This window comes from Exiguobacterium sp. s132 (assembly GCF_018617235.1).
GTDB lineage: Bacteria > Bacillota > Bacilli > Exiguobacteriales > Exiguobacteriaceae > Exiguobacterium > Exiguobacterium profundum.
This window is the reverse complement of sequence record NZ_JACSJU010000006.1, coordinates 14,045-39,374: the sequence shown is the minus strand read 5'-3', so window position 1 is coordinate 39,374 and position 25,330 is coordinate 14,045. Positions and strand designations below refer to the sequence as shown.

The window sequence follows — 25,330 nt, the reverse complement described above, 5'->3', positions numbered from 1 at the left end:
TGTATACTATTACATATATGAGTTACACAATATTTAATTGACGGAATTTTTAGAAATTTGTTTGACGCATAGGAGTAGGGAGCCCTATAATGGGACACAACCTTACATAGTTCAGGATCAATCGCCGGGGGGTAACGAGCATGAACGGATGGCCGTACGAACAGTTTGAAAAAATGTCAGACGAAGAGTTGGTCTTATTGGCGCGCAACGAAGGGGATAGCGACGCGCTCGAGTTTTTGATTGAACGATACCGGTATTTTGTGCGGGCGAAGGCACGTTCATACTTTTTGATTGGTGCAGATCATGAGGACATCGTCCAAGAGGGGATGATCGGCCTTTATAAAGGTGTGCGTGATTATAAAGACGAGCGACTTGCGTCATTCAAAAGCTTTGCCGAGATGTGCATTACCCGCCAGATGATCACGGCAATCAAGACGGCGACACGCCAAAAACATATTCCGCTCAATTCATATGTGTCACTCGATAAACCAATTTTTGATGAAGAGTCTGACCGGACGTTGCTCGATGTCATCTTGCCACCACATCCGACTGACCCACAAGAATTAATCGTGACACAGGAAGAACAGTCGTTCATGGAAGCGAAGATGGATGAGATCTTGAGTGACCTCGAACGGAAAGTCTTGCGTCTTTATTTAGACGGGCGTTCTTATCAAGAGATTTCAGATGACCTCGATCGTCATGTCAAATCGATCGATAATGCGTTACAGCGCGTGAAGAAGAAATTCGAGCGTCATGTCGACGTCCGGATGCTCACGAGCTAACCGATTATTGACCGCGTGCCTCCTATGTGATACTTTAAAAGCAGCGCCTTGTCCGTAGACGCCATTTACAGGAGGCGTTTTTTTTTCGCTCTTTTTTAAGAGAGAGTAGTCGAAAGGGGCGCTTATGAATGGCAAAGAAAGTAAGTCTCGCTTGCTCAGAATGCGGGTCTCGAGAGTACTCGACGACAAAAAAAGATGGCGTGTCGACACGGCTTGAAATGAAGAAGTTTTGTCGCCGCTGTAACGCGCATACGCTGCATCGGGAATCAAAGTAACGTAGATTGGCATTCAATGTAGGAGGAAGCTACCATGAACTTTTTGCGCGACGTATGGAAAGAGTTGAAGAAAACGAGTTGGCCGACTCGTAAAGAACTCACGAAATATACCATTACTGTCATCGCGACTGTTGTCGTGATTGGCCTGTTCGTGTTCGGCGTAGATACTGGGGTCAGTTATCTCGTCAATTTATTGATTAACTAAGGAAGAGGTGAAAGCCGTGGAGAAACAATGGTTTGTTGTCCAGACGTACTCAGGTTTTGAGAATAACGTCAAAGAAAACCTAGAACGTCGAATCGGTTCGATGAACATGGAAGATAAAATTTTCCGCGTCCTCGTCCCGACTGAAACGACGCAAGAAGAAGTCACATTGAAGAGTGGCGAGAAGAAAATCAAAGAACGTGAAGTCAAAAGTTTCCCGGGCTATGTGTTCGTAGAGATGGTCATGACTGACGATTCATGGTATGTTGTCCGCAACACGCCAAACGTCACCGGCTTCCTCGGTTCAACGGGTGGTGGGGCAAAACCAATCCCACTCCAACCGGACGAAGTGACAAACGTCTTGTCACAAATGGGACTCATCGAGAAGAAAGATCGTTACAACTATGAACTCGGTGACCTTGTCCGCGTGAAAGAAGGCGCATTTGAGAACTTTGAAGGAACAATCGACGAGATTGAAGCCGACAAAGAGAAGCTCAAAGTCGTGGTCGACATGTTCGGTCGTGAAACAAAAATTGAGCTTGATTTCGAACAAGTTCAGAAAATTAACTAAACCCACTTGCTAATCCGTAAAACGGATGGTACAATCGAAAATGTTTGATGTTGTGCTTTATTTCGGTACAAACTCGACCTAATAGATTGAGTGGGAGGGCGCACAACGTCCAAGAAACCACATTTTAGACTTAAGGAGGTGTGTCTCGTGGCGAAAAAAGTTTCTAAACTCGTTAAACTTCAAATCCCAGCTGGTAAAGCAAACCCAGCTCCACCAGTAGGTCCAGCACTTGGTCAAGCAGGTGTTAACATCATGGGATTCTGTAAAGAGTTCAACGCTCGTACACAAGACCAAGCCGGATTGATTATTCCTGTAGTCATCACGGTATACGAAGATCGTTCGTTTACATTCATTACGAAAACTCCACCAGCTGCAGTTCTCTTGAAGAAAGCTGCTGGTATCGAGAGTGGTTCTGGTGAACCAAACCGTAAGAAAGTAGCAACGGTTAAGCGTGACAAAGTTCGCGAAATCGCTGAACTTAAAATGCCTGACCTTAACGCATCATCTGTAGAAACAGCGATGCTTATGGTTGAAGGTACTGCACGTAGTATGGGTATTGTAATCGAAGACTAATTGCTAGTCTCTGGGGTTGTCGGTGAATACTGCTCACCTTCAATCCCTTCATTATGTGGGAGGAAATTCCGCTAACCACAAGGAGGAAAAGATCATGGGTAAAAAACACCAAGAAGCAGCTAAGCTTGTTGACCGCACGAAGTCATACGACCTCGCTGAAGCTGTCGAGCTCGTTCAAAAAACAGCTACTGCTAAATTCGATGAAACAATCGAAGTTGCTGTCCGTCTCGGCGTAGATCCGAAGAAAGCAGACCAACAAATCCGTGGTGCCGTTGTACTTCCACACGGTACTGGTAAAACACAAAAAGTTCTCGTCTTCGCAAAAGGTGAGAAAGTGAAAGAAGCGGAAGCTGCTGGAGCAGACTACGTTGGCGACGCTGAGTACATCAACAAAATCCAACAAGGATGGTTCGACTTCGATGTAATCGTTGCGACACCTGACATGATGGGTGAGGTTGGTAAACTTGGTCGTGTTCTCGGACCTAAAGGCCTCATGCCTAACCCGAAAACAGGAACAGTTACTTTCGACGTAGAAAAAGCAATCGCGGATATCAAAGCTGGTAAAGTTGAATACCGTGTTGATAAAGCTGGTAACATCCACGTTCCAGTTGGTAAGAAATCATTTGAAGCATCTAAACTCTCTGAGAACATCGAGACAATTCTCGAAACACTCATGAAAGTGAAGCCTGCTACTGCAAAAGGAACTTACCTTAAAAACATCTCGCTTTCATCTACAATGGGTCCTGGGATCCGTGTAGCGACTGCAGATTTCCTTAAGTAATCTTGTTGAAATAAATTGTTGACAACGTGTGACACCGCTGATAAAGTAATACACGTTCAACCGAATATGTTGGATTACCGTAGACAGAAGGTGGACATCGGTCCGTAAACCCTTCCGAGGTGTCTTTGCTCGAACTTGAGCCTGTTGTCACAGGTTTACTTTCAAACAATTACGCCCTCGTATGTCTTCATACGAGGGATTTCTTTTGGAGAGCAGCCTCTCGTCCGGTATAAGAATTGACTAGGAGGTGCAAACACATGGCAAACGAAAAAATCGTAGCTCAGAAATCGGCACTCGTCGATGAAATCGCTGAGAAAATGCAAGCGAGCGTTGGAACAGTTGTTGTTGACTACCGTGGACTTACAGTTGAAGAAGTGACTACACTCCGTAAATCACTCCGTGACGCTGGAATCGAGTTCAAAGTTTACAAGAACGGTCTTCTTCGCCGCGCAGCTACTCAGTCGAACTTCGAAGGTCTTGACGAAGTCTTCACTGGTCCTACAGCAATCGCCTTCTCTAAAGAAGACGTTATTGCTCCAGCGAAGATCTTGAACGACTTCTCGAAAGAGCACAAAGCGCTCGAACTTAAAGGCGGAATCATCGAAGGTAAAGTTTCTTCACTCGAAGAAATCAAAGCCCTTGCAGAACTTCCATCACGCGATGGTCTTCTCTCGATGCTTCTCAGCGTACTTCAAGCTCCAATCCGTGGGCTCGCAGTCGCAACAAATGCAATCGCAGAACAAAAAGAAGAGCAATCAGCTTAATTTTTGTCGCGTAGCGTAACTCAAAAAAACTTTTTCACAACATCAAAGGAGGAAAACCATAATGGCTTTCAACAAAGAGCAATTCATCGAAGACCTCAAATCAATGACGGTTCTCGAACTTAACGAACTCGTAAAAACAATCGAAGAAGAATTCGGCGTATCAGCAGCAGCTCCAGTAGCAGTTGCAGGTGCTGGCGCAGGCGCAGCAGCTGAAGAGAAAACTGAATTCGACGTAATCCTCACAAACGCTGGCGCTGGTAAAATCAACGTCATCAAAGCTGTTCGTGAAATCACAGGTCTCGGTCTTAAAGAAGCAAAAGCACTCGTTGACGGAACTCCAGCTCCAGTCAAAGAAGGCGTTTCTAAAGAAGACGCTGACGCAATCAAAGCTAAGCTTGAAGAAGCTGGCGCATCTGTTGAAGTTAAGTAATTCTACTTCACAACCTATAGAAGCTCGCCATGGCGAGCTTCTTTTATTTCCTTGAAGAATGGGTTAGGAGGTTCAACGCATGGGAGATCATTACTATACGAACGATCCACGTTCGGAAAGTGCCCCGGAGACATGGACGTACGAGTTGCGAGGGAAACAGTATCATTTCACTTCGGACCGCGGTGTGTTCTCGAAAGGGTCGGTCGATTTTGGGTCACGTCTTTTAATTGAAACGTTTGAGATGCCTGATGTGTCGGGACGTATTTTAGATGTAGGCTGCGGCTATGGTCCGATGGGGATCTCGCTTGCCGATGCCTCTGGGCGTGAGGCCTTGCTCATTGATGTGAATGAGCGTGCGCTGGCGCTCTCTGAGCAAAACGCCGCCCGTAATGGAGTGACGGTCGAAACACGGCTTTCTCACGCGTATGACGCGGTGGGGGGAGAACGGTTTGCCGCCATTGTCACCAATCCGCCGATTCGTGCGGGGAAACAAGTCGTCCATACGATCTTGCGTGAAGCACATACGCACCTCGTCGATGGAGGAGCAATCTATGTCGTCATTCAAAAGAAACAAGGAGCACCTTCTGCTAAAAAGTTATTAGAAGAGGTGTTTGGTCAAGTTGAAACGATCGCGAAAGAAAAAGGTTACTTTATTTTCCGAGCAATTCGGTCTTGACAAACGGTGAAGTCTTGTTGACTCGCTATAACGTATATGCTAACATTATAAAATGCCATTGGAATGGAATTCGCTTGAAACTGCCGTGTCTGCCGCTTTTTAGAGACGGAAAACGAGCGACATTCAATGACAATGTTCGATTATTACGCCCGAAAAATTCGCTAAAGAATTGGGGGTCTGAGAGGTGAATCAGTTGACTGGTCAACTTGTTCAGTACGGTCGTCACCGTCAGAGAAGAAGCTTTGCCCGTATCAGTGAGGTATTAGAGCTTCCGAATTTGATTGAAATTCAAACTGCTTCTTATGAGTGGTTCTTGCGTGAAGGATTGAAGGAAATGTTCACAGACATTTCACCGATTTCCGACTTCACAGGAAACCTCGTATTGGAGTTCATCGATTACTCGCTCAGTGAGCCGAAGTATTCTATCGATGAATCGAAGGAGCGCGACGTTACTTATTCTGCGCCACTTCGCGTAAAAGTGCGTCTCCAAAACAAAGAGACAGGTGAGCTCAAAGAACAAGAAGTGTTCATGGGGGATTTCCCGCTCATGACAGAATCGGGAACGTTTATCATCAATGGTGCAGAACGCGTCATCGTTTCCCAGCTTGTCCGTTCACCGAGCGTGTACTATAACGCTAAACTCGATAAAAACGGTAAACGTGGATTTGGCGCAACTGTCATTCCGAACCGTGGTGCTTGGCTCGAACTCGAGACAGATGCCAAAGATATCGTTTATGTTCGTATCGACCGTACCCGTAAAATTCCGGTAACGGTGTTGTTGCGTGCCCTCGGATTCGGTACGGACCAAGAAATTATCGACCTTCTCGGGGATGACGAATACCTTCGTAACACCCTTGAAAAAGATAATACGGAGTCTACAGAGAAAGCGTTGATCGAGATTTATGAGCGTCTCCGCCCTGGTGAACCACCAACGGTAGAAAATGCGAAATCTCTTCTCGTATCACGTTTCTTCGACCCGAAACGTTACGACTTAGCGAACGTCGGTCGCTATAAGATGAACAAAAAACTTCATCTTAAGAACCGTTTGTTCGGTCAAAAATTAGCGGAAACGCTCGTGGACCCGGAAACAGGCGAAGTACTCGCCGAAGCTGGAACAATCCTCGACCGCCGCAACTTAGATCGTATCCTCCCGCACTTGGAGAACGGCCTTGGCTATATCGATGCGGAACCAACTGGTGGTGTCGCTGAAGGTGAGCCATTCGGTCTTCAGTCAATCAAAGTCATCTCACCGGATGACCCAGATGGAGAGCGTATCTTGAACATCATCGGAAATGGCAATATCGATCGCAGCGTAAAACATATTACGCCAGCCGATATTATCGCTTCAATCAACTACTTCTTCAACTTACTTCACGAAGTCGGAACAACAGATGACATCGACCACTTAGGAAACCGTCGTCTTCGTTCAGTCGGAGAACTTCTCCAAAACCAATTCCGGATCGGGCTTTCCCGTATGGAACGTGTCGTAAAAGAACGTATGTCGATTCAAGATCAAAATGCGATCACACCACAGGCGCTCATCAACATCCGCCCGGTTATCGCATCACTTAAAGAGTTCTTCGGTAGCTCGCAATTGTCACAGTTCATGGACCAAACGAACCCGCTCGCAGAGCTCACGCACAAGCGTCGTCTCTCTGCACTTGGACCGGGTGGTTTGACACGTGAGCGTGCTGGTTTCGAAGTTCGAGACGTTCACTATTCGCACTACGGTCGGATGTGTCCAATCGAAACACCAGAGGGGCCGAACATCGGACTCATCAACTCACTCTCGTCTTATGCGAAAGTGAACGAGTACGGTTTCATCGAAGCACCATACCGTCGTGTTGACCCAGAAACAGGTCTTGTCACTGGCGACATTCAATATATGACGGCTGATGAGGAAGACCTCTATGTCGTCGCACAGGCAAACATGCCGCTCACAGAAGATGGCCACTTTGCAGACGAACAAGTTCTTTGCCGTTTCCGCGGACAAAACTTGTCAGTCGAGCCAAGCCGAGTGGACTACATGGACGTTTCGCCGAAACAGGTTGTTTCTGCTGCAACGGCATGTATCCCGTTCCTCGAGAACGATGACTCGAACCGTGCCCTCATGGGAGCGAACATGCAACGTCAAGCAGTACCACTCCTTCAACCGGATTCACCGATTGTCGGTACCGGCATGGAGTACGTATCTGCGAAAGACTCTGGGGCAGCTATTGTTGCGAAATACCCAGGTGTCGTCGAACGCGTCACAGCGCGTGAAATCTTGATCCGTCGCACGTCTGACGTGAACGGTTCTGAGGTTTCAGGTGACCTTGACCGTTACAAACTTCAAAAATATGTCCGTTCGAACCAAGGGACATGCTATAACCAAAAACCAATCATCGCAGCTGGTGACCGTGTCGAAAAAGGAGAAATCCTTGCAGACGGTCCATCGATGGATATGGGTGAGCTCGCGCTCGGCCGTAACGTCGTCGTTGCCTTCATGACATGGGATGGTTACAACTATGAGGATGCGATCATCATGAGTGAGCGTCTCGTGAAAGATGACGTGTACACGTCGATTCATATCGAAGAGTACGAGTCAGAGTCACGCGACACGAAACTCGGACCAGAGGAAATCACACGTGATATTCCAAACGTCGGAGATGACGCACTTCGTAACTTGGACGATCGTGGAATTATCCGCATCGGAGCTGAAGTCAAGGATGGCGATATCCTCGTCGGTAAAGTAACACCTAAGGGCGTTACAGAATTGACGGCGGAAGAGCGTCTCTTGCACGCAATCTTCGGTGAGAAGGCACGTGAAGTACGTGATACGTCACTTCGTGTACCAAACGGTGGAGACGGAATCATCTTGGATGTCAAAGTGTTCGACCGTGAAAACGGTGACGAGTTGTCTCCAGGCGTCAACCAAATGGTACGTGTCTATATCGTTCAAAAACGTAAGATTCACGAAGGGGATAAGATGGCGGGACGTCACGGTAACAAAGGTGTTATCTCGCGAATCCTCCCTGAAGAAGATATGCCATACATGCCAGACGGTACACCGGTTGACATCATGCTCAACCCGCTTGGGGTACCATCTCGTATGAACATCGGTCAGGTACTTGAACTCCACCTTGGTATGGCAGCGAAGAAGCTCGGTATCAAAGTGGCAACACCTGTATTCGATGGAGCGCGTGAGGAAGACGTATGGGCAACGATTGAAGAGGCTGGTATGGATAAAGATGCGAAAACGCGTCTCTATGACGGTCGTACGGGTGAACCGTTCGATAACCGCGTCTCGGTCGGTGTCATGTACATGATCAAACTCGCGCACATGGTTGATGACAAACTTCACGCTCGTTCGACAGGACCATACTCACTCGTTACGCAACAACCGCTCGGTGGTAAAGCACAGTTCGGTGGTCAGCGCTTCGGGGAGATGGAAGTTTGGGCTCTTGAAGCGTACGGTGCAGCCTACACGCTCCAAGAAATCTTGACAATCAAGTCGGATGACACGGTCGGTCGTGTGAAAGCATATGAGGCCATCGTGAAAGGTGAGAGCGTTCCGAAAGCGGGCGTTCCTGAATCATTCCGCGTCTTGATTAAAGAGCTTCAAGCGCTCGGTATGGAAGTCAAGATGATGTCAGCGGATGATGAAGAAGTCGAAATGAAAGATGAAGATGACGACAACATCCCGAACGCAACATCGGCGTTAGAACAAGTCGTTCAACCGACTGTTACGGAAGAGGAATAAGGCGAAAAGGGAGGTCGGCCCCTTGGTAGATGTTAATCGATTTGAATATATGAAAATCGGCTTGGCTTCATCAGAGAAGATCCGTTCGTGGTCTTACGGTGAAGTCAAAAAGCCGGAAACGATCAACTATCGTACACTTAAACCAGAGAAGGACGGATTATTCTGTGAACGAATCTTCGGTCCTACGAAAGACTGGGAATGTTACTGTGGGAAATACAAACGTATCCGTTATAAAGGAGTCATTTGTGACCGCTGTGGCGTTGAAGTGACGAAAGCGAAAGTGCGTCGCGAGCGAATGGGCCATATCGAGCTCGCGGCACCAGTTTCGCACATCTGGTACTTCAAAGGGATTCCAAGCCGCATGGGGCTTGTTCTCGACATGTCACCACGTGCGCTTGAAGAAGTCATTTACTTCGCATCTTACGTGGTCACAGAGCCAGGTGATACTCCGCTTGAGAAGAAACAACTTCTCTCGGAAAAAGAATTCCGTCTCTATCGTGAAAAATACGGTAGCGACTTCAAAGCAGACATGGGTGCTGAAGCCATCCGTACACTTCTTCAAGACGTTAATCTTGAAAAAGAAGTAGGCGAGCTTCGTGAAGAGTTGAAAACAGTCCAAGGTCAACGTCGTACACGTGCGATTAAGCGCTTGGAAGTTCTCGATGCATTCTTCACTTCAGGAAACAATCCAGACTGGATGATCCTTGAAGTACTTCCTGTCATCCCACCAGAGCTTCGCCCGATGGTACAGCTTGATGGTGGACGCTTTGCGACATCTGACTTGAACGATTTGTATCGTCGAGTCATCAACCGGAACAACCGTCTCAAACGTTTGCTCGACCTCGGCGCGCCGAACATCATCGTGCAAAACGAGAAGCGTATGCTTCAAGAAGCGGTTGACGCCCTCATCGACAACGGTCGTCGTGGTCGTCCGGTAACAGGTCCTGGTAACCGTCCGCTTAAATCACTTTCACACATGTTGAAAGGGAAACAAGGTCGTTTCCGTCAAAACCTTCTCGGTAAACGGGTCGACTATTCAGGACGTTCGGTTATCGTCGTAGGTCCGAACTTGAAGATGTATCAGTGTGGTCTTCCAAAAGAGATGGCGCTTGAACTCTTCAAACCGTTCGTGATGAAAGAGCTTGTCGGTCGCGGCATCGCTTCAAACATCAAGAACGCCAAACGCAAAATCGAGAAGATGCAACCTGAAATCTGGGGCGTCCTTGAAGAAGTCATTCGTGAGCATCCGGTCCTCTTGAACCGTGCCCCGACACTTCACCGCCTTGGTATTCAAGCATTCGAACCGATTCTTGTTGAAGGTCGTGCGATTCGCCTTCACCCACTCGTATGTACGGCATACAACGCCGACTTCGATGGTGACCAAATGGCCGTCCACGTTCCGCTCTCTGCAGAAGCACAAGCGGAAGCACGTCTTCTCATGCTCGCTGCGCAGAACATCTTGAACCCGAAAGACGGAAAACCAGTTGTTACACCATCGCAGGATATGGTCCTCGGTAACTACTACATCTCACTCGAACGTGAAGATGCCGTCGGTCAAGGGAAAGTGTTCTCGAACGTCAACGAAGCGTTGATTGCTTACCAAAACGGTTATGTCCACTTGCACTCGCGTGTGGCACTTCCGGCACGTACGCTCAACAACCCGACGTTCACAGACGAACAGAACGAGAAATTGCTCATTACGACAGTTGGTAAGATGATCTTCAACGAAATCTTGCCAAATACGTTCCCATACTTGAACGAGCCGACGATGGAAAACTTACAGGAAGCAACGCCTGATAAGTACTTCATCGACAAAGGGGCGAACGTTGCGGAAGAAATCGCATCACGTCCAATCATCGACCCGTTCAAAAAAGGGTTCCTTGGAAAAGTCATCGCGGAAGTGTTCCAGAAGTTTGAAACGACGGAAACAAGCCGCATGCTTGACCGGATGAAAGATCTTGGCTTCAAGCACTCGACAAAAGCGGGTGTGACGGTTGGGATTGCCGATATCATCGTACTTCCGGATAAACAGGAAATCCTTGATGAAGCACAAAAACAAGTCGACCAAATCATGAAGTCGTTCCGTCGTGGTCTCATCACTGAAGATGAGCGTTACGAGCGCGTTGTCCGTGCTTGGAACGAAGCGAAGGATGAAATTCAATCTCGATTGATGAAATCCCTCAACCGCCTGAACCCAATCTTCATGATGTCTGACTCAGGTGCCCGTGGTAACGCATCGAACTTTACGCAGCTTGCGGGTATGCGTGGTTTGATGGCCGCTCCATCTGGTCGCATCATCGAACTTCCAATCAAATCGTCATTCCGTGAAGGTCTGACGGTTCAAGAGTACTTCATCTCGACTCACGGGGCTCGTAAAGGTCTTGCCGATACAGCCTTGAAGACAGCCGATTCAGGTTACTTGACGCGTCGTCTCGTTGACGTAGCGCAAGATGTCATCATCCGTGAAGAGGATTGTGGAACAGACCGCGGAATCCGTGTTTCTGCACTCCGCGAAGGTACGGAAGAAATCGAAAGCTTGTACGACCGTCTCGTCGGACGTACATCGTTTGAAACGGTCACACACCCTGAAACGGGCGAAGTGTTGATCGATAAGAACGAATTGATCACAGAAGACATCGCGCGCATCATTGTAGATGCGGGTGTTGAAAAAGTTGAAATCCGTACAGCCTTCACATGTAACACGTCACACGGCGTATGTAAGAAGTGTTACGGACGCAACTTGGCAACTGGATCAAATGTTGAAGTCGGGGAAGCCGTCGGTATCATTGCCGCACAATCAATCGGTGAGCCAGGAACGCAGCTTACAATGCGTACCTTCCACACAGGTGGGGTTGCCGGAGACGATATCACACAAGGTCTTCCACGTATCCAAGAGGTATTCGAAGCCCGTAACCCGAAAGGTCAAGCGGTCATCTCGGAAATCTCTGGTACGGTCATCGACTTCACAGAATCGCGTGACAAGCGTGAACTCACGGTCGAAGGATTCAGTGAGACTCGCTCATACACGATTCCATTCGGAGCGCGTCTCCGCGTTCAAATCGGCGACACAGTAGAAGCCGGTGAAGTCTTCACGGAAGGTTCGATCGATCCGAAAGAATTGCTCGCCGTCCGTGGTGTATCTGGTGTTCAGAACTATCTTCTCCAAGAAGTTCAAAAAGTTTACCGGATGCAAGGGGTAGAAATCGGTGATAAGCACGTTGAGGTCATGGTTCGCCAAATGCTTCGTCGTGTCAAAGTTATCGAATCAGGTGACACACCACTTCTCCCTGGATCACTCGTCGACATCAGCGTCTTCAAAGAAGCGTGTAAAGATGCGATTCGTGATGGAAAACACCCAGCGACTGCGAAACCAGTCCTTCTCGGAATCACGAAAGCTTCACTTGAGACAGATTCGTTCCTCTCAGCGGCTTCGTTCCAAGAAACGACTCGCGTCTTGACAGATGCAGCAATCAAAGGGAAACGTGACTATCTCCTCGGACTCAAAGAGAACGTCATCATCGGTAAACTCGTTCCAGCTGGTACTGGAATGGCCGTCTACCGTGATGTGGAACTCAAAGAAGATGAGGCGCCAGTTGCGCTCGAAGATACAACAGTCGAGTAAAATACGTCTTGACAGCGCAGGTTGGCGGTGCTACTATGATTTAGTGCCGCCAATCGGTTGTTGTCGATGACAACGATGTCCAGCAGTCGGCAAGCTACTTGGACGTCCATCCGAACTTTCTACGGGAAGGTTTGGCTGCTACAATTGCCACTTTCAAGGTATAACTCACGTTTTTGCGAGGTCATGGAATGCCTACGCCTCGTAAAAACGTTTCGTTATGACCTTAAATGAACCACCCGGGTCGGTGGGACTAGAAAATAGCAACATTCAGGAAGGGAGGATCTTCAAAGATGCCTACTATTAACCAGTTAGTCCGTAAAGGACGTAAATCGAAAGTCGTGAAATCTGACTCTCCAGCACTTAACAAAGGTTACAACAGTTTCATCAAGTCACAAACAAACGTGAGCTCACCACAAAAACGTGGTGTTTGTACACGTGTTGGTACAATGACTCCGAAGAAACCGAACTCGGCGCTTCGTAAGTATGCTCGTGTTCGTTTGACTAACCAAATCGAAGTGACTGCGTACATCCCAGGTATTGGCCACAACCTTCAAGAGCACAGCGTTGTTCTTATCCGTGGAGGACGTGTAAAAGACTTACCAGGGGTACGTTACCACATCGTTCGTGGTGCGCTTGACACTGCAGGTGTTGATGGACGTATGCAAGGCCGTTCTAAATACGGTACGAAACGTCCGAAAGCTGCGAAGAAGTAATTCTCGCAAACTAAACTACAATTGAAATTTTGAAAGGAGGGTACTCGGATGCGTAAAAACCGTGCAGAACGTCGTGACGTTATCGCAGATCCGATCTACAACTCGAAATTGGTAACTCGCCTCATTAACCGTGTCATGTTAGACGGTAAAAAAGGTACAGCTCAAACTATCATTTACAACGCATTTGGCATCATCGCTGAACGCTCAGGCAAAGAGCCTATGGAAGTGTTCGAAGAAGCAATGAACAACATCATGCCTGTACTTGAAGTTAAAGCACGCCGTGTAGGTGGAGCTAACTACCAAGTTCCTGTAGAAGTTCGTCCAGAGCGCCGTACAACACTTGGTCTTCGTTACCTCGTGAACTACGCTCGTCTCCGCAACGAAAAAACGATGGAGCAACGTATCGCGAACGAAATCATGGATGCAGCCAACAACACTGGTGCATCTGTTAAGAAACGCGAAGACATGCATAAGATGGCAGAAGCTAACAAAGCGTTTGCTCACTATCGTTGGTAATTTAATCGTAAAGTCCACTCCGCCAAGCATGGCTTAACGGAGTGGCTTTCGGGTATAATCATATCGTGTGCGCGCACACGAAAATCAAACATGCGGAAGGAGAATACCCAGTATGGCAAGAGAATTCTCCCTAAAGAATACTCGTAACATCGGGATCATGGCTCACATCGATGCCGGTAAAACGACAACAACTGAACGTATTCTTTATTACACAGGTCGTATCCATAAAATTGGTGAAACGCACGAAGGTGCTTCACAAATGGACTGGATGGAGCAGGAGCAAGAGCGTGGAATCACGATCACTTCGGCTGCGACAACTGCACAGTGGAATGGCCACCGTGTAAACATCATCGATACACCTGGACACGTAGACTTCACTGTAGAAGTTGAACGTTCACTCCGTGTACTTGATGGTGCGGTTGCTGTACTTGACGCTCAGTCAGGTGTAGAACCACAAACAGAAACTGTATGGCGTCAAGCGACGACATATGGTGTACCACGTGTCGTATTCGTCAACAAGATGGATAAAATCGGCGCAGACTTCTTGTACTCTGTGAAGACGCTCCACGATCGTCTTCAAGCGAACGCTTACGCGATCCAACTCCCAATCGGAGCAGAGGACGATTTCAAAGGGATCATCGATCTCGTTGAAATGAAGACTTACATGTACAACAACGACCTCGGTACTGACATCGAAGTAATAGACGGCTTCCCAGCTGACATGGCTGACCAAGCTGAAGAACTTCGCGGTCAATTGATCGAAGGTGTTGCTGACTTCAACGAAGAGTTGATGATGAAGTACCTTGAAGGTGAAGAGATTTCAATCGATGAATTGAAAGCTGCAATCCGTCAAGCGACACTTAGCGTTGAATTCTACCCTGTACTCGTTGGTTCTGCCTTCAAAAACAAAGGTGTTCAGCTCATGCTTAACGCCGTTGTTGATTACCTCCCATCACCAGTTGATGTAGAGTCAATCAAAGGGATCAACCTCGATACAGAAGAAGAAATCACGCGTGAGCCTTCTGATGAAGCTCCATTCTCAGCACTTGCGTTCAAAGTTATGACTGACCCTTACGTCGGTAAATTGACGTTCTTCCGCGTGTACTCTGGTACAGCTGAAGCAGGATCATACGTGAAGAACTCGACTAAAGGGAAGCGTGAGCGTCTCGGTCGTATCCTTCAAATGCACGCAAACAGCCGTGAAGAGATTCCAATGGTATTCGCTGGTGACATCGCCGCTGCTGTTGGTTTCAAAGACACGACTACTGGTGACACGCTTTGCTCTGAGAAAGATAACATCGTTCTCGAGTCAATGACGTTCCCAGAACCAGTTATCTCGGTTGCAATCGAGCCTAAATCGAAAGCAGACCAAGATAAGATGGGTCAAGCTCTTGCGAAACTCGCAGAAGAAGATCCAACATTCCGCACTGAAACAAACCCTGAGACTGGTCAAACGATCATCTCTGGTATGGGTGAGCTTCACCTTGACATCCTCGTTGACCGTATGCGTCGCGAATTCAAAGTAGAAGCTAACGTTGGTGCACCACAAGTTGCTTACCGTGAAACAATCCGTGGCGCTGCGAAGATCGATTCGAAATTCGTTCGTCAGTCTGGTGGACGCGGTCAGTACGGTCACGTTGTCGTAGAATTCGAGCCGAACGAAGAAGGCGCTGGATTCGAGTTCGAGAACAAGATCGTCGGTGGTGTTGTACCACGTGAATACGTCCCTGCTGTTCAAAACGGGATTGAAGAAGCTCTCGAAAACGGTATCCTCGCTGGTTACCCAGTAGTAGACGTTAAAGCTCGTCTCGTATTCGGTTCGTACCACGATGTCGACTCGAACGAGATGGCGTTTAAAGTTGCTGCTTCGATGGCGGTTAAACAACTTAAGGACCAAGCGAAAGCTGTTATCCTTGAGCCAATGATGCGTGTTGAAGTTGTTATCCCAGAAGAATACATGGGTGACATCATGGGTGACGTTACGTCACGCCGTGGACGCGTAGAAGGTATGGAAGCTCGCGGTAACGCACAAGTCGTTAAAGCGATGATTCCACTTTCAGAAATGTTCGGTTACGCAACATCACTTCGTTCACGTACACAAGGACGCGGAACGTACTCGATGCACTTCGATCACTACGAAGAAGTACCGAAATCAATCGCTGAAGAAATCGTCAAAAAAGCGAACGGCTAATAACGGTTGTATCGCTAGATTGATTGTTGTAAGCTAAGGAGGACGTATGTTAAAAGTAGCCTACGTCTTCCTAGTTAAATAAAACTAATCGTTTAATAGAGGAGGAATCTAGAATGGGTAAAGAAAAATTCGACCGTTCTAAGCCGCACGTTAACGTTGGTACAATTGGCCACGTTGACCACGGTAAAACAACTTTGACTGCAGCAATCTCTGCTGTACTTTCACGTGCACAAGGTAAAACAGCTACTAAGTTCGACCAAATCGATGGTGCTCCAGAAGAGCGCGAGCGCGGTATCACAATCGCAACAGCTCACATCGAGTACGAAACTGACAAGCGTCACTACGCACACGTTGACTGCCCAGGACACGCTGACTATGTTAAAAACATGATCACTGGTGCTGCTCAAATGGACGGCGCGATCCTCGTTGTATCTGCAACAGATGGCCCAATGCCACAAACACGTGAGCACATCCTTCTTTCACGTCAAGTAGGTGTTCCTTACATCGTAGTATTCATGAACAAAGTTGACATGGTAGACGACGAAGAGCTTCTCGAACTCGTTGAAATGGAAATCCGTGAACTTCTTTCTGAATACGACTTCCCAGGCGACGACCTCCCTGTAATCAAAGGTTCTGCACTTGGCGCACTTAACGGTGAAGCTCAGTGGGAAGAAAAAGTTATGGAACTCATGAACGCTGTTGATGAGTACATCCCAGAACCAGTTCGTGACACTGAAAAAGACTTCATGATGCCTGTTGAGGACGTATTCTCAATCACTGGTCGTGGTACTGTAGCGACTGGTCGTGTTGAGCGTGGTGTTCTCCGCGTCAACGACGAGATCGAAATCGTTGGTCTTACAGAAGAAACGAAGAAAACTGTATGTACTGGTGTAGAGATGTTCCGTAAGCTTCTTGACTATGCTGAAGCTGGCGACAACATCGGTGCACTTCTCCGTGGTGTATCACGTGACGACATCGAGCGTGGACAAGTACTTGCTAAGCCAGGTTCAATCACACCACACTCTAAATTCAAAGCATCAATCTACGTTCTTTCTAAAGAAGAGGGTGGCCGTCACACGCCATTCTTCGCGAACTACCGTCCGCAGTTCTACTTCCGTACAACTGACGTAACAGGTATCGTTCACCTTCCAGAAGGTACTGAAATGGTAATGCCAGGAGACAACATCGAGTTGACGATCGAATTGATTTCTACAATCGCGATCGAAGACGGTACACGTTTCTCTATCCGTGAGGGTGGCCGTACTGTAGGTGCTGGTTCAGTAACAGAAATCATCGAGTAATCGATTGATTCAACTGAACAACATTAAGCAGTCCGCAATATGCGGGCTGCTTTTTTGTGTTTCCATCACAACATGGTAAGATGAGGCATACGAGAAAGGAGTGGCGTCATGCTGAAGCAACTAGAGACTATTTGTCGCTTGAATGGGATTGAGTATCGCATTGGCGGTTCTGAGCTGTTAAAGCATCATGGCATCGTCGAGGTAACGAATGACATCGATGTTTTTGTTGAACCGGACCAGTTTGAAAAAATCGATCGCGTACTTAGTCGTGCTGGGGAGAAGAAACCATCAGATTCTCACGACGCATACGTAACGACCTACTTTGGAGAGTATATATTCGAGGGAACAGATGTGGACGTCATGTCTAGTTTCCGAATGAAGTGTACCGACGGAATCTATACGCATCCTTTCATTGAACCAGATGGACAATGGATGCACCTAGAAGAGTGGGTCGTCCTTTACACGGTCATCGGACGAGAGGATAAATTAGCGTCATTGCTCCGCTATTTCAAGACGCACAGTGTTAATGAAGGAATTGTTCAAGACTGTTTAAAACGAGCGCCACAATCGGTCATAGAAGGGGTGACAGAGCGTTTTGGAGAGGTGATGAAACGCTAGGTCGAGTTGACATGGGAGTTCGTTTGAAAAATAGTTCAATAAAAGAATGAATTTTTGCTTGCAAAAGCTCGCGAATCTTGTTACATTAGGGAACGTTGAGCAACTCATCAGACAACCAGCAACTTCAAAAATCTAATCTTGCATTCCATGACCAGATTAGATATAATGATTAAGTGTTTGTGCGAGTGGTGAGAGACTTTACAGCAGAAAACGGGTCCAATCGTTGATTTGCAATGATCGGATGCCTCTGCTGACACAAGCACGCTGCGTTGAAGCGGGAGGTTATGACACGCCAGGCAGCATTGCCATGGCCGGTGTGGAAATTTCCGCGGAGAATTGTCTATTTTTAAAGTAGGCGACAAAGGAGGGAAACAAACATGGCAAATGAAAAAATTCGTATTCGTTTAAAAGCATATGACCATCGCGTTCTCGATCAATCAGCTGAGAAGATCGTTGACACTGCGAAGCGTTCAGGTGCAAAGGTGTCGGGTCCAATCCCGCTCCCAACTGAAAAATCGGTTTACACGATTCTTCGTGCGGTTCACAAGTACAAAGATGCTCGTGAGCAGTTCGAAATGCGTACACACAAACGCTTGATCGACATCGTAAACCCAACACCGAAAACAGTCGATTCGCTTATGCGTCTCGAGTTACCATCAGGTGTAGACATCGAAATTAAACTTTAATTCTTCATATAGTAGATACTAGCCAGAAGAGACAATTAATTATTAACAGGAGGTGTATCTCATGGCTAAAGGAATCTTAGGAACAAAACTTGGTATGACTCAAATCTTCAACGAAGCAGGCGAAGTTGTACCAGTAACAGTAGTTGCTGTAGAAGGTAACGTCGTTCTTCAACTTAAAACAGTTGACACAGACGGTTACGAAGCAGTTCAACTTGGTTTCGGAGACATCAAAGAATCACGTCAAAACAAACCATCAAAAGGTCACGCTGCGAAAGCAAACGCGACACCTAAGCGCTTCATCAAAGAAGTTCGTACTTCAGTAGAAGGATACGAAATCGGTCAAGAGATTAAGGCAGACATTTTCGCTGCAGGTGAATTAGTAGACGTAACAGGTACATCGAAAGGTAAAGGATTCCAAGGTGCGATCAAGCGTCACGGACAATCACGTGGACCAATGGCTCACGGTTCGCGCTACCACCGTCGTCCTGGTTCGATGGGTCCTGTCGCTCCTAACCGCGTATTTAAAGGGAAACTTCTTCCTGGTCAAATGGGTGGAGAGCGTAAAACAATTCAAAACCTTGAAGTCGTTAAAGTTGATGTGGAACGTGGCCTTCTCCTCGTGAAAGGTGCTATCCCAGGCGCTCGTAAATCGAACGTCATCATCAAATCAGCGGTCAAAGGTAACTAATTAACTGCACGGAAAGGAGGAATTACGAATGCCTAAAGTAGCTTTGCTTAACCAAACAGGTTCACAAGTTGGCGAAATCGAATTGGCAGAAGCCATCTTCGGAATCGAGCCAAACGAATCAGTACTTTACGACGCAATCGTCATGCAACAAGCATCACGCCGTCAAGGTACTCACGATACGAAAGGTCGCTCGGAAGTACGCGGTGGCGGCCGTAAACCATGGAAACAAAAGGGAACTGGTCGTGCGCGCCAAGGTTCTATCCGCTCACCACAATGGGTTGGTGGTGGTACAGTCTTCGGTCCAACACCACGTTCATACTCTTACAAACTTCCTAAGAAGGTTCGTCGTTTAGCACTTCTCTCGGCTCTTTCGTCGAAAGTACAAAACAACGAAATCATCGTCCTCGAAGGCCTTGCTTTCGATGCACCAAAAACAAAAGATATGGCTGCTGTACTCAACAGCTTATCAGTAGAACGTAAGGCTCTTGTAGTCACAGCGGACTACAATGAGACTATCGCTCTCGCAGCTCGTAACATCCCAGGAGTGACTGTGATCGACGCAGCAGGCGTAAACGTTCTTGACCTCGTTGCTAACGACAAAGTCATCTTCACTAAAGATGCGGTTGCGAAGGTAGAGGAGGTGCTTGCATAATGGCTCAAGCATACGATATCATCAAACGTCCGATCATCACTGAGCGTTCAGTTAGCCTCATGGAAGCTAACAAATACGTTTTCGAAATCGACGTAAAAGCGACTAAATCGCAAGTGAAACACGCTATCGAAACAATCTTCAACGTGAAAGTTGCTTCGGTAAACACAATGAACTACAAACCGAAAGCGAAACGTGTCGGTCGTCACTCTGGTTACACAGCTCGTCGTAAAAAAGCGATCGTAACCCTTGCTGAAGGCAACACAATCGACTTCCTCGGTTAATTAACTACCTTAGAAGAAAAGGAGGGAATCCTCGATGGCAATCAAAAAGTTTAAGCCGACCACTAACGGTCGTCGTAACATGACATCTCTCGACTTTGCAGAGATCACAACGAATCGCCCTGAAAAATCGTTAACTGAAAAGCTTTCGAAAAAAGGCGGACGTAACAACCAAGGTCGCTTGACTGTTCGTCACCAAGGTGGCGGTCACAAGCGTAAATACCGTATCATCGATTTCAAACGTAACAAAGATGGCGTTGCAGGACGCGTAGCAACGATCGAATACGATCCAAACCGTTCAGCAAACATCGCACTCATCAACTATGTAGATGGTGAGAAACGTTACATCCTCGCTCCTAAGGGCATCAAAGTAGGCATGGAAATCATGTCTGGTCCTGAAGCGGATATCAAAGTGGGGAACGCTCTTCCACTCGTAAACATCCCTGTCGGTACAACAATCCACAACATCGAGCTTAAGCCTGGTAAAGGCGGTCAGCTAGTTCGTGCGGCTGGTGCATCGGCACAAATCCAAGGACGTGACGGCAAGTACGTCATCGTTCGTCTTCAATCAGGTGAATCACGCTTGTTCCTCGGCACTTGCCGCGCGACAATCGGTTCAGTTGGTAACGAAGAACACGAACTCGTAAACATCGGTAAAGCAGGACGTTCACGTTGGTTAGGCAAACGCCCAACAGTACGTGGTTCTGTAATGAACCCGGTTGATCACCCACACGGTGGTGGTGAAGGTCGTGCGCCAATCGGTCGTTCGGGCCCACTTACTCCTTGGGGTAAACCAGCTCTTGGTCTTAAGACTCGTAAGAAAAACAAATCGAGCGACATGTACATCCTTCGTCGCCGTAAGAAATAATTACTACATGATTCTCGGGCGGTTCGAAAGGGCCGTTCCCGAATCATTCCAAAGGGAGGTTCTAACATGGGTCGCAGCTTGAAAAAAGGTCCATTCGCAGATCACCACTTACTCGCTAAAGTTGACAAACTCAACGAATCTGGTGAGAAGCAAGTCATCAAAACTTGGTCACGTCGCTCGACGATCTTCCCAGAATTCATGGGTCACACGTTCGGTGTGCACGATGGTCGTAAACACGTACCAGTATTCGTGACAGAAGACATGGTTGGTCACAAACTTGGTGAATTCGCTCCAACACGCACGTACAAAGGTCACGGATCAGACAAGAAAACGAAACGGTAATTTGAGGGGAGGTCAAATCCATGCAAGCTAAAGCATCAGCTAATATGGTCCGTCTTGCTCCTCGCAAAGCACGTCTCGTTGTAGACTTAATTCGCGGGAAACAAGTCGGCGAAGCGCTCTCTGTCCTTGCTCACACGAACAAGGCAGCATCGCCAGTCGTTGAAAAAGTATTAAAATCAGCGATTGCTAACGCAGAGCACAACTACGATATGAACATTGAGAACCTCGTTGTAACAGAAGCTTACGTAAACGAAGGTCCAACACTCAAACGCTTCCGCCCACGTGCGATGGGTCGCGCAAGCCGTATTAACAAACGCACAAGCCACATCCACATCGTGGTAACTGAGAAATAAGGAGGGATATGTAGTGGGTCAAAAGGTAAATCCGCACGGTCTTCGCGTTGGTGTTATCAAAGACTGGGATTCGCGTTGGTACGCTGAGAAAGACTACGCTGATCTCCTTCATGAAGACTTCGTTATTCGTGAATACATCGAAAACAAAATGAAGGATGCTAGTGTTTCTAAAGTTGAAATCGAACGCGCTGCAAACCGCGTGAACATTTCGCTTCACACTGCGAAGCCAGGTATGGTAATCGGTAAAGGTGGTTCTGAAATCGAATCACTCCGTAAACACATTACAAAAATCGCTGACGGAAAACGCGTTCACATCAACGTTGTTGAAGTGAAAAACGCTGACGCTGTTGCGAAGCTTGTAGCAGAAAACATTGCTCGTCAATTGGAAGGTCGCGTATCATTCCGTCGTGCAATGAAACAATCTATTCAACGTTCGATGCGTACTGGCATCAAAGGGATCAAAACAGAAGTTTCTGGTCGTCTTGGTGGCGCTGATATCGCTCGTTCAGAGAAGTACTCGGAAGGAACAGTTCCACTTCACACACTCCGTGCCGACATCGACTACGGAACAGCTGAAGCTGACACAACTTACGGTAAAATCGGCGTAAAAGTTTGGTTATACCACGGTGAAGTTCTTCCAACAAAAAACAACACAGCGAAAAACGCTGAATAATAAACACTCTTTCAGGAAGGAGGCAACACACTATGTTGTTACCTAAACGCGTGAAATATCGTCGTGTACACCGTGGTAAAATGCGCGGGAACGCTAAACGCGGCACAACTGTACACTTCGGTGAGTTCGGTCTCCAAGCTCTCGAAGCGAGCTGGATTACAAACCGTCAAATCGAATCAGCACGTATTGCAATGACACGTTATATGAAACGTGGTGGTAAAGTGTGGATCAAGATCTTCCCACACAAGCCGTACACTAAAAAGCCTCTCGAAGTCCGAATGGGTTCGGGTAAAGGTGCTCCAGAAGGCTGGGTAGCTGTAGTTAAGCCTGGCAAAGTAATGTTCGAAATCGCAGGTGTATCTGAGGAAGTGGCACGTGAGGCACTTCGTCTTGCATCGCACAAACTTCCAGTAAAATGTAAGTTCGTGAAACGTGAAGAAAATGGTGGTGATACGAATGAAAGCAACTGATCTCCGTCAATCAACAACTGAAGAGCTCAACGGTAAAGTGGGCGAGTGGAAAGAAGAACTCTTTAACCTTCGCTTCCAACTTGCTACAGGTCAGCTTGAGAATCCTGCTCGTATCCGTGAAGTACGCAAGTCGATTGCGCGTGCTAAAACGATTCTTCGTGAACGCGAACTCGGCATCAACAACGGCTAATTACATCGGATTCTTGAGAGGAGGTAACACTCATGGAACGCAACAACCGTAAAGTGTTCACTGGTCGCGTCGTGTCTGACAAAATGGACAAAACGATCGTCGTCGCAGTAGAAACAAAGGTTCGTCATAAACTTTATGGCAAACGTGTAAACTACACGAAGAAATATAAAGCACACGATGAGAACAACGTCGCTAAAGTGGGCGATATCGTTCGCATCGCGGAAACACGTCCTCTTTCTAAAGACAAACGTTTCCGTCTTGTAACAGTAGTAGAAGAATCAGTAATCATCTAATAACAGTTCGGATTTATTAAACATCCGGAGGGAGGTACACTCGCATGATTCAACAAGAATCTCGCTTGAAAGTAGCAGACAACTCTGGCGCGCGTGAACTGTTGACAATTAAAGTCCTCGGTGGTTCTGGTCGTAAGACTGCAAACATCGGTGACATCATCGTCGCAACGGTAAAACAAGCAACACCAGGTGGCGTTGTTAAAAAAGGTGACGTTGTCAGAGCAGTTGTCGTTCGTACAAAACGCGGCGCTCGTCGTAAAGATGGTTCGTACATCCGTTTCGATGAGAACGCAGCAGTCATTATCAAAGATGACAAGAGCCCACGCGGCACACGGATCTTCGGGCCAGTTGCACGTGAACTTCGTGAAAAAGAATTCATGAAGATCGTTTCGTTGGCACCGGAAGTACTTTAATTTCCAATTTCAATCCTATAAGGAGGTGCGCAAACGATGCATGTTAAAAAAGGCGATACAGTCCAGGTAATGTCTGGTAAAGATAAAGGCAAGCAAGGGGTTATCCTCAAAGCTATGCCAAGCAAAAACCGCGTAGTGGTTGAAGGCGTAAACGTGATGAAAAAACACGCGAAACCTTCACAAGCGAATCCACAAGGCGGGATCCTTGAGATCGAAGCACCAATTCACGTCTCGAACGTAATGCCACTCGACCCTAAAACTGGCAAACCAACTCGTGTTGGTTTCAAAGTAGTCGATGGTAAAAAAGTTCGTGTCGCGAAATCGGGCGAATCACTCGATAAATAAGAAGAACGTGACGAAAGGAGGTCCATTCGACTATGAACCGTTTGCAAGAGAAGTATAAAAGCGACATCGTGAAAGCGATGATGGATAAATTCAACTATGACTCGGTCATGCAAGTACCGAAAGTCGAAAAGATTGTCATCAACATGGGTGTAGGTGACGCTGTTTCGAACTCGAAAGCACTTGATATGGCAGTTGAAGAATTAACAATTCTTTCAGGTCAAAAACCACTCGTAACGAAAGCGAAGAAATCAATCGCTGGTTTCAAACTTCGTGAAGGTATGCCAATCGGTGCGAAGGTTACACTTCGTGGCGAGCGCATGTACGATTTCCTCGACAAATTGGTAACTGTTTCACTTCCACGTGTACGTGACTTCCGCGGTGTATCGAAGAAAGCATTCGACGGACGCGGTAACTACACGCTTGGCGTGAAAGAGCAACTTATTTTCCCTGAGATCGATTACGATAAAGTATCTAAAGTACGCGGTATGGACATCGTTGTTGTTACAACAGCAAACACAGACGAAGAAGCACGTGAATTGCTCACACTTCTCGGTATGCCATTCCAAAAATAATCTAGAGGGAGGTCGACAACATGGCTAAAAAGTCAATGGTGAATCGCGAACTTAAACGCGAGAAACTCGTTGCCCAGTACGCTGAAAAGCGTGCGAAGTTGAAAGCTGAAGGCGATTATATCGGACTCAGCAAATTGCCACGTAACTCGTCACCTGTACGTTTGCACAACCGTTGCAGCATCACAGGTCGTCCGCATGGTTACATGGGTAAATTCGGGATCAGCCGTATCAAGTTCCGTGATCTTGCATACAAAGGTCAAATCCCTGGTGTTAAAAAAGCAAGCTGGTAATCCACTAACAGTGTGAAAGGAGGTACATCGCATGGTAATGACAGACCCTATTGCAGATATGCTTACACGTATCCGTAACGCTAACATGGTTCGCCATGAAAAAATGGAGCTTCCAGCTTCGAACATTAAACGTGAGATCGCTGAAATCCTTAAGCGTGAAGGTTTCATTCGCGATGTTGAATATATCGAGGACGCTAAACAAGGTACACTTCGTCTTTTCCTTAAATATGGAGCAAGCAACGAACGTGTAATCACTGGTCTCAAACGTATTTCGAAACCAGGTCTTCGCGTATACGCAAAAGCTGATGAAGTACCTAAAGTACTCGGAGGACTCGGGATCGCAGTTCTTTCGACATCTAAAGGTCTTATGACTGATAAAGAAGCTCGCCAACAACAAGTCGGCGGCGAAGTGCTCGCCTACATCTGGTAAGTCACTTTTCTAACAAGAACGGAGGTGTAA

32 protein-coding genes and 1 other annotated feature are annotated in these 25,330 nt (G+C 47.1%); all 32 genes read left to right on the top strand.

The features are described from left to right. Positions 1-140 precede the first annotated feature (140 nt). The 32 genes from sigH to rpsH all read left to right on the top strand — a co-directional run bounded on the left by sigH (position 141) and on the right by rpsH (position 25,300). Entirely contained in the window at positions 141-782 is a 642-nt protein-coding gene (gene sigH / locus KNO78_RS14910) for an RNA polymerase sporulation sigma factor SigH (protein WP_012727694.1), read from the top strand. Between the two features lie 128 nt (positions 783-910). Beyond that, positions 911-1,057, top strand: coding sequence for a 50S ribosomal protein L33 (gene rpmG, locus KNO78_RS14905; RefSeq protein ID WP_012727693.1), 147 nt, complete (start codon positions 911-913; stop codon positions 1,055-1,057). 34 nt (positions 1,058-1,091) lie between these two features. Continuing rightward, entirely contained in the window at positions 1,092-1,262 is a 171-nt protein-coding gene (gene secE / locus KNO78_RS14900) for a preprotein translocase subunit SecE (protein ID WP_012727692.1), read from the top strand. 16 nt (positions 1,263-1,278) lie between these two features. Next, complete coding sequence (gene nusG, locus KNO78_RS14895; protein WP_012727691.1) at positions 1,279-1,830, top strand: transcription termination/antitermination protein NusG; 552 nt, start codon at positions 1,279-1,281, stop codon at positions 1,828-1,830. Positions 1,831-1,977: 147 nt separating this feature from the next. Continuing rightward, positions 1,978-2,403 (top strand): 50S ribosomal protein L11, encoded by a 426-nt coding sequence (gene rplK, locus KNO78_RS14890; protein WP_012727690.1) that lies wholly within the window; start codon positions 1,978-1,980, stop codon positions 2,401-2,403. Positions 2,404-2,497: 94 nt separating this feature from the next. Continuing rightward, positions 2,498-3,184 carry a 50S ribosomal protein L1 gene (rplA, locus tag KNO78_RS14885; RefSeq protein WP_012727689.1) on the top strand — a complete coding sequence of 229 codons (687 nt, stop codon included), beginning with the start codon at positions 2,498-2,500 and terminating at the stop codon, positions 3,182-3,184. Between the two features lie 59 nt (positions 3,185-3,243). Then, positions 3,244-3,397 (top strand) — a sequence feature (ribosomal protein L10 leader region). 44 nt (positions 3,398-3,441) lie between these two features. After that, positions 3,442-3,948, top strand: a complete 507-nt coding sequence (gene rplJ / locus KNO78_RS14880) for a 50S ribosomal protein L10 (protein ID WP_012727688.1) — start codon at positions 3,442-3,444, stop codon at positions 3,946-3,948. Between the two features lie 61 nt (positions 3,949-4,009). Then, positions 4,010-4,378 carry a 50S ribosomal protein L7/L12 gene (rplL, locus tag KNO78_RS14875; protein ID WP_012727687.1) on the top strand — a complete coding sequence of 123 codons (369 nt, stop codon included), beginning with the start codon at positions 4,010-4,012 and terminating at the stop codon, positions 4,376-4,378. A 79-nt stretch (positions 4,379-4,457) separates the two neighbouring features. After that, on the top strand, positions 4,458-5,054 hold the full coding sequence (locus tag KNO78_RS14870) for a class I SAM-dependent methyltransferase (RefSeq protein ID WP_012727686.1): 597 nt from the start codon (positions 4,458-4,460) through the stop codon (positions 5,052-5,054). A gap of 193 nt (positions 5,055-5,247) precedes the next feature. Beyond that, a complete protein-coding gene (gene rpoB, locus KNO78_RS14865; protein WP_074037866.1) occupies positions 5,248-8,796 on the top strand; it encodes a DNA-directed RNA polymerase subunit beta in 3,549 nt (1,182 codons plus the stop codon). A 22-nt stretch (positions 8,797-8,818) separates the two neighbouring features. Next, entirely contained in the window at positions 8,819-12,418 is a 3,600-nt protein-coding gene (rpoC, locus tag KNO78_RS14860) for a DNA-directed RNA polymerase subunit beta' (RefSeq protein ID WP_012727684.1), read from the top strand. Between the two features lie 290 nt (positions 12,419-12,708). Next, positions 12,709-13,131, top strand: coding sequence for a 30S ribosomal protein S12 (rpsL, locus tag KNO78_RS14855; protein ID WP_012727683.1), 423 nt, complete (start codon positions 12,709-12,711; stop codon positions 13,129-13,131). Between the two features lie 48 nt (positions 13,132-13,179). Continuing rightward, the gene (rpsG, locus tag KNO78_RS14850; RefSeq protein WP_012727682.1) at positions 13,180-13,647 is read left to right on the top strand and encodes a 30S ribosomal protein S7; all 468 of its coding nucleotides are present in this window, start codon (positions 13,180-13,182) and stop codon (positions 13,645-13,647) included. Between the two features lie 112 nt (positions 13,648-13,759). Continuing rightward, the gene (fusA, locus tag KNO78_RS14845; protein ID WP_159563152.1) at positions 13,760-15,838 is read left to right on the top strand and encodes an elongation factor G; all 2,079 of its coding nucleotides are present in this window, start codon (positions 13,760-13,762) and stop codon (positions 15,836-15,838) included. A 113-nt stretch (positions 15,839-15,951) separates the two neighbouring features. Continuing rightward, positions 15,952-17,139 carry an elongation factor Tu gene (gene tuf, locus KNO78_RS14840; RefSeq protein ID WP_078147868.1) on the top strand — a complete coding sequence of 396 codons (1,188 nt, stop codon included), beginning with the start codon at positions 15,952-15,954 and terminating at the stop codon, positions 17,137-17,139. Positions 17,140-17,247: 108 nt separating this feature from the next. Then, complete coding sequence (locus KNO78_RS14835; protein WP_214691672.1) at positions 17,248-17,757, top strand: nucleotidyltransferase family protein; 510 nt, start codon at positions 17,248-17,250, stop codon at positions 17,755-17,757. Between the two features lie 377 nt (positions 17,758-18,134). Then, the gene (gene rpsJ / locus KNO78_RS14830) at positions 18,135-18,443 is read left to right on the top strand and encodes a 30S ribosomal protein S10 (RefSeq protein ID WP_074032438.1); all 309 of its coding nucleotides are present in this window, start codon (positions 18,135-18,137) and stop codon (positions 18,441-18,443) included. 61 nt (positions 18,444-18,504) lie between these two features. Then, positions 18,505-19,131 (top strand): 50S ribosomal protein L3, encoded by a 627-nt coding sequence (rplC, locus tag KNO78_RS14825; RefSeq protein WP_012727677.1) that lies wholly within the window; start codon positions 18,505-18,507, stop codon positions 19,129-19,131. Positions 19,132-19,159: 28 nt separating this feature from the next. Then, positions 19,160-19,783 (top strand): 50S ribosomal protein L4, encoded by a 624-nt coding sequence (gene rplD, locus KNO78_RS14820; protein ID WP_012727676.1) that lies wholly within the window; start codon positions 19,160-19,162, stop codon positions 19,781-19,783. Further along, positions 19,783-20,064: a 50S ribosomal protein L23 gene (gene rplW / locus KNO78_RS14815; RefSeq protein ID WP_012727675.1), complete on the top strand. Its 282-nt coding sequence runs from the start codon at positions 19,783-19,785 to the stop codon at positions 20,062-20,064. Before rplD ends, rplW begins: the two co-directional genes overlap by 1 nt. 34 nt (positions 20,065-20,098) lie before the next feature. Then, positions 20,099-20,929, top strand: a complete 831-nt coding sequence (rplB, locus tag KNO78_RS14810) for a 50S ribosomal protein L2 (RefSeq protein ID WP_012727674.1) — start codon at positions 20,099-20,101, stop codon at positions 20,927-20,929. A 66-nt stretch (positions 20,930-20,995) separates the two neighbouring features. Then, positions 20,996-21,271, top strand: coding sequence for a 30S ribosomal protein S19 (rpsS, locus tag KNO78_RS14805; RefSeq protein ID WP_012727673.1), 276 nt, complete (start codon positions 20,996-20,998; stop codon positions 21,269-21,271). A gap of 20 nt (positions 21,272-21,291) precedes the next feature. Then, complete coding sequence (gene rplV / locus KNO78_RS14800; protein ID WP_012727672.1) at positions 21,292-21,624, top strand: 50S ribosomal protein L22; 333 nt, start codon at positions 21,292-21,294, stop codon at positions 21,622-21,624. 13 nt (positions 21,625-21,637) lie between these two features. Beyond that, positions 21,638-22,297, top strand: a complete 660-nt coding sequence (gene rpsC, locus KNO78_RS14795) for a 30S ribosomal protein S3 (protein WP_012727671.1) — start codon at positions 21,638-21,640, stop codon at positions 22,295-22,297. Positions 22,298-22,329: 32 nt separating this feature from the next. Beyond that, entirely contained in the window at positions 22,330-22,767 is a 438-nt protein-coding gene (gene rplP, locus KNO78_RS14790; RefSeq protein ID WP_012727670.1) for a 50S ribosomal protein L16, read from the top strand. Further along, complete coding sequence (gene rpmC / locus KNO78_RS14785; protein WP_012727669.1) at positions 22,754-22,957, top strand: 50S ribosomal protein L29; 204 nt, start codon at positions 22,754-22,756, stop codon at positions 22,955-22,957. The genes rplP and rpmC overlap by 14 nt, the downstream gene beginning before the upstream one ends. A gap of 32 nt (positions 22,958-22,989) precedes the next feature. Beyond that, the gene (rpsQ, locus tag KNO78_RS14780) at positions 22,990-23,250 is read left to right on the top strand and encodes a 30S ribosomal protein S17 (RefSeq protein ID WP_012727668.1); all 261 of its coding nucleotides are present in this window, start codon (positions 22,990-22,992) and stop codon (positions 23,248-23,250) included. A 44-nt stretch (positions 23,251-23,294) separates the two neighbouring features. Then, positions 23,295-23,663: a 50S ribosomal protein L14 gene (gene rplN / locus KNO78_RS14775; protein WP_012727667.1), complete on the top strand. Its 369-nt coding sequence runs from the start codon at positions 23,295-23,297 to the stop codon at positions 23,661-23,663. 36 nt (positions 23,664-23,699) lie between these two features. Then, a complete protein-coding gene (gene rplX / locus KNO78_RS14770; protein WP_012727666.1) occupies positions 23,700-24,008 on the top strand; it encodes a 50S ribosomal protein L24 in 309 nt (102 codons plus the stop codon). Positions 24,009-24,040: 32 nt separating this feature from the next. Continuing rightward, the gene (rplE, locus tag KNO78_RS14765; RefSeq protein ID WP_074035359.1) at positions 24,041-24,580 is read left to right on the top strand and encodes a 50S ribosomal protein L5; all 540 of its coding nucleotides are present in this window, start codon (positions 24,041-24,043) and stop codon (positions 24,578-24,580) included. Positions 24,581-24,600: 20 nt separating this feature from the next. After that, positions 24,601-24,870 (top strand): 30S ribosomal protein S14, encoded by a 270-nt coding sequence (gene rpsN, locus KNO78_RS14760; RefSeq protein WP_012727664.1) that lies wholly within the window; start codon positions 24,601-24,603, stop codon positions 24,868-24,870. Between the two features lie 31 nt (positions 24,871-24,901). Continuing rightward, positions 24,902-25,300: a 30S ribosomal protein S8 gene (gene rpsH / locus KNO78_RS14755; protein ID WP_026824842.1), complete on the top strand. Its 399-nt coding sequence runs from the start codon at positions 24,902-24,904 to the stop codon at positions 25,298-25,300. Positions 25,301-25,330: the final 30 nt, after the last annotated feature.

Coding starts and splice junctions, on each gene's coding strand:
- sigH (WP_012727694.1), top strand. CDS start 141: ATGAACGGATGGCCGTACGAACAGTTTGAAAAAATGTCAGACGAAGAG.
- rpmG (WP_012727693.1), top strand. CDS start 911: ATGGCAAAGAAAGTAAGTCTCGCTTGCTCAGAATGCGGGTCTCGAGAG.
- secE (WP_012727692.1), top strand. CDS start 1,092: ATGAACTTTTTGCGCGACGTATGGAAAGAGTTGAAGAAAACGAGTTGG.
- rplA (WP_012727689.1), top strand. CDS start 2,498: ATGGGTAAAAAACACCAAGAAGCAGCTAAGCTTGTTGACCGCACGAAG.
- rplJ (WP_012727688.1), top strand. CDS start 3,442: ATGGCAAACGAAAAAATCGTAGCTCAGAAATCGGCACTCGTCGATGAA.
- rplL (WP_012727687.1), top strand. CDS start 4,010: ATGGCTTTCAACAAAGAGCAATTCATCGAAGACCTCAAATCAATGACG.
- KNO78_RS14870 (WP_012727686.1), top strand. CDS start 4,458: ATGGGAGATCATTACTATACGAACGATCCACGTTCGGAAAGTGCCCCG.
- rpsL (WP_012727683.1), top strand. CDS start 12,709: ATGCCTACTATTAACCAGTTAGTCCGTAAAGGACGTAAATCGAAAGTC.
- rpsG (WP_012727682.1), top strand. CDS start 13,180: ATGCGTAAAAACCGTGCAGAACGTCGTGACGTTATCGCAGATCCGATC.
- fusA (WP_159563152.1), top strand. CDS start 13,760: ATGGCAAGAGAATTCTCCCTAAAGAATACTCGTAACATCGGGATCATG.
- tuf (WP_078147868.1), top strand. CDS start 15,952: ATGGGTAAAGAAAAATTCGACCGTTCTAAGCCGCACGTTAACGTTGGT.
- KNO78_RS14835 (WP_214691672.1), top strand. CDS start 17,248: ATGCTGAAGCAACTAGAGACTATTTGTCGCTTGAATGGGATTGAGTAT.
- rpsJ (WP_074032438.1), top strand. CDS start 18,135: ATGGCAAATGAAAAAATTCGTATTCGTTTAAAAGCATATGACCATCGC.
- rplC (WP_012727677.1), top strand. CDS start 18,505: ATGGCTAAAGGAATCTTAGGAACAAAACTTGGTATGACTCAAATCTTC.
- rplD (WP_012727676.1), top strand. CDS start 19,160: ATGCCTAAAGTAGCTTTGCTTAACCAAACAGGTTCACAAGTTGGCGAA.
- rplW (WP_012727675.1), top strand. CDS start 19,783: ATGGCTCAAGCATACGATATCATCAAACGTCCGATCATCACTGAGCGT.
- rplB (WP_012727674.1), top strand. CDS start 20,099: ATGGCAATCAAAAAGTTTAAGCCGACCACTAACGGTCGTCGTAACATG.
- rpsS (WP_012727673.1), top strand. CDS start 20,996: ATGGGTCGCAGCTTGAAAAAAGGTCCATTCGCAGATCACCACTTACTC.
- rplV (WP_012727672.1), top strand. CDS start 21,292: ATGCAAGCTAAAGCATCAGCTAATATGGTCCGTCTTGCTCCTCGCAAA.
- rplP (WP_012727670.1), top strand. CDS start 22,330: ATGTTGTTACCTAAACGCGTGAAATATCGTCGTGTACACCGTGGTAAA.
- rpmC (WP_012727669.1), top strand. CDS start 22,754: ATGAAAGCAACTGATCTCCGTCAATCAACAACTGAAGAGCTCAACGGT.
- rpsQ (WP_012727668.1), top strand. CDS start 22,990: ATGGAACGCAACAACCGTAAAGTGTTCACTGGTCGCGTCGTGTCTGAC.
- rplN (WP_012727667.1), top strand. CDS start 23,295: ATGATTCAACAAGAATCTCGCTTGAAAGTAGCAGACAACTCTGGCGCG.
- rplX (WP_012727666.1), top strand. CDS start 23,700: ATGCATGTTAAAAAAGGCGATACAGTCCAGGTAATGTCTGGTAAAGAT.
- rplE (WP_074035359.1), top strand. CDS start 24,041: ATGAACCGTTTGCAAGAGAAGTATAAAAGCGACATCGTGAAAGCGATG.
- rpsN (WP_012727664.1), top strand. CDS start 24,601: ATGGCTAAAAAGTCAATGGTGAATCGCGAACTTAAACGCGAGAAACTC.
- rpsH (WP_026824842.1), top strand. CDS start 24,902: ATGGTAATGACAGACCCTATTGCAGATATGCTTACACGTATCCGTAAC.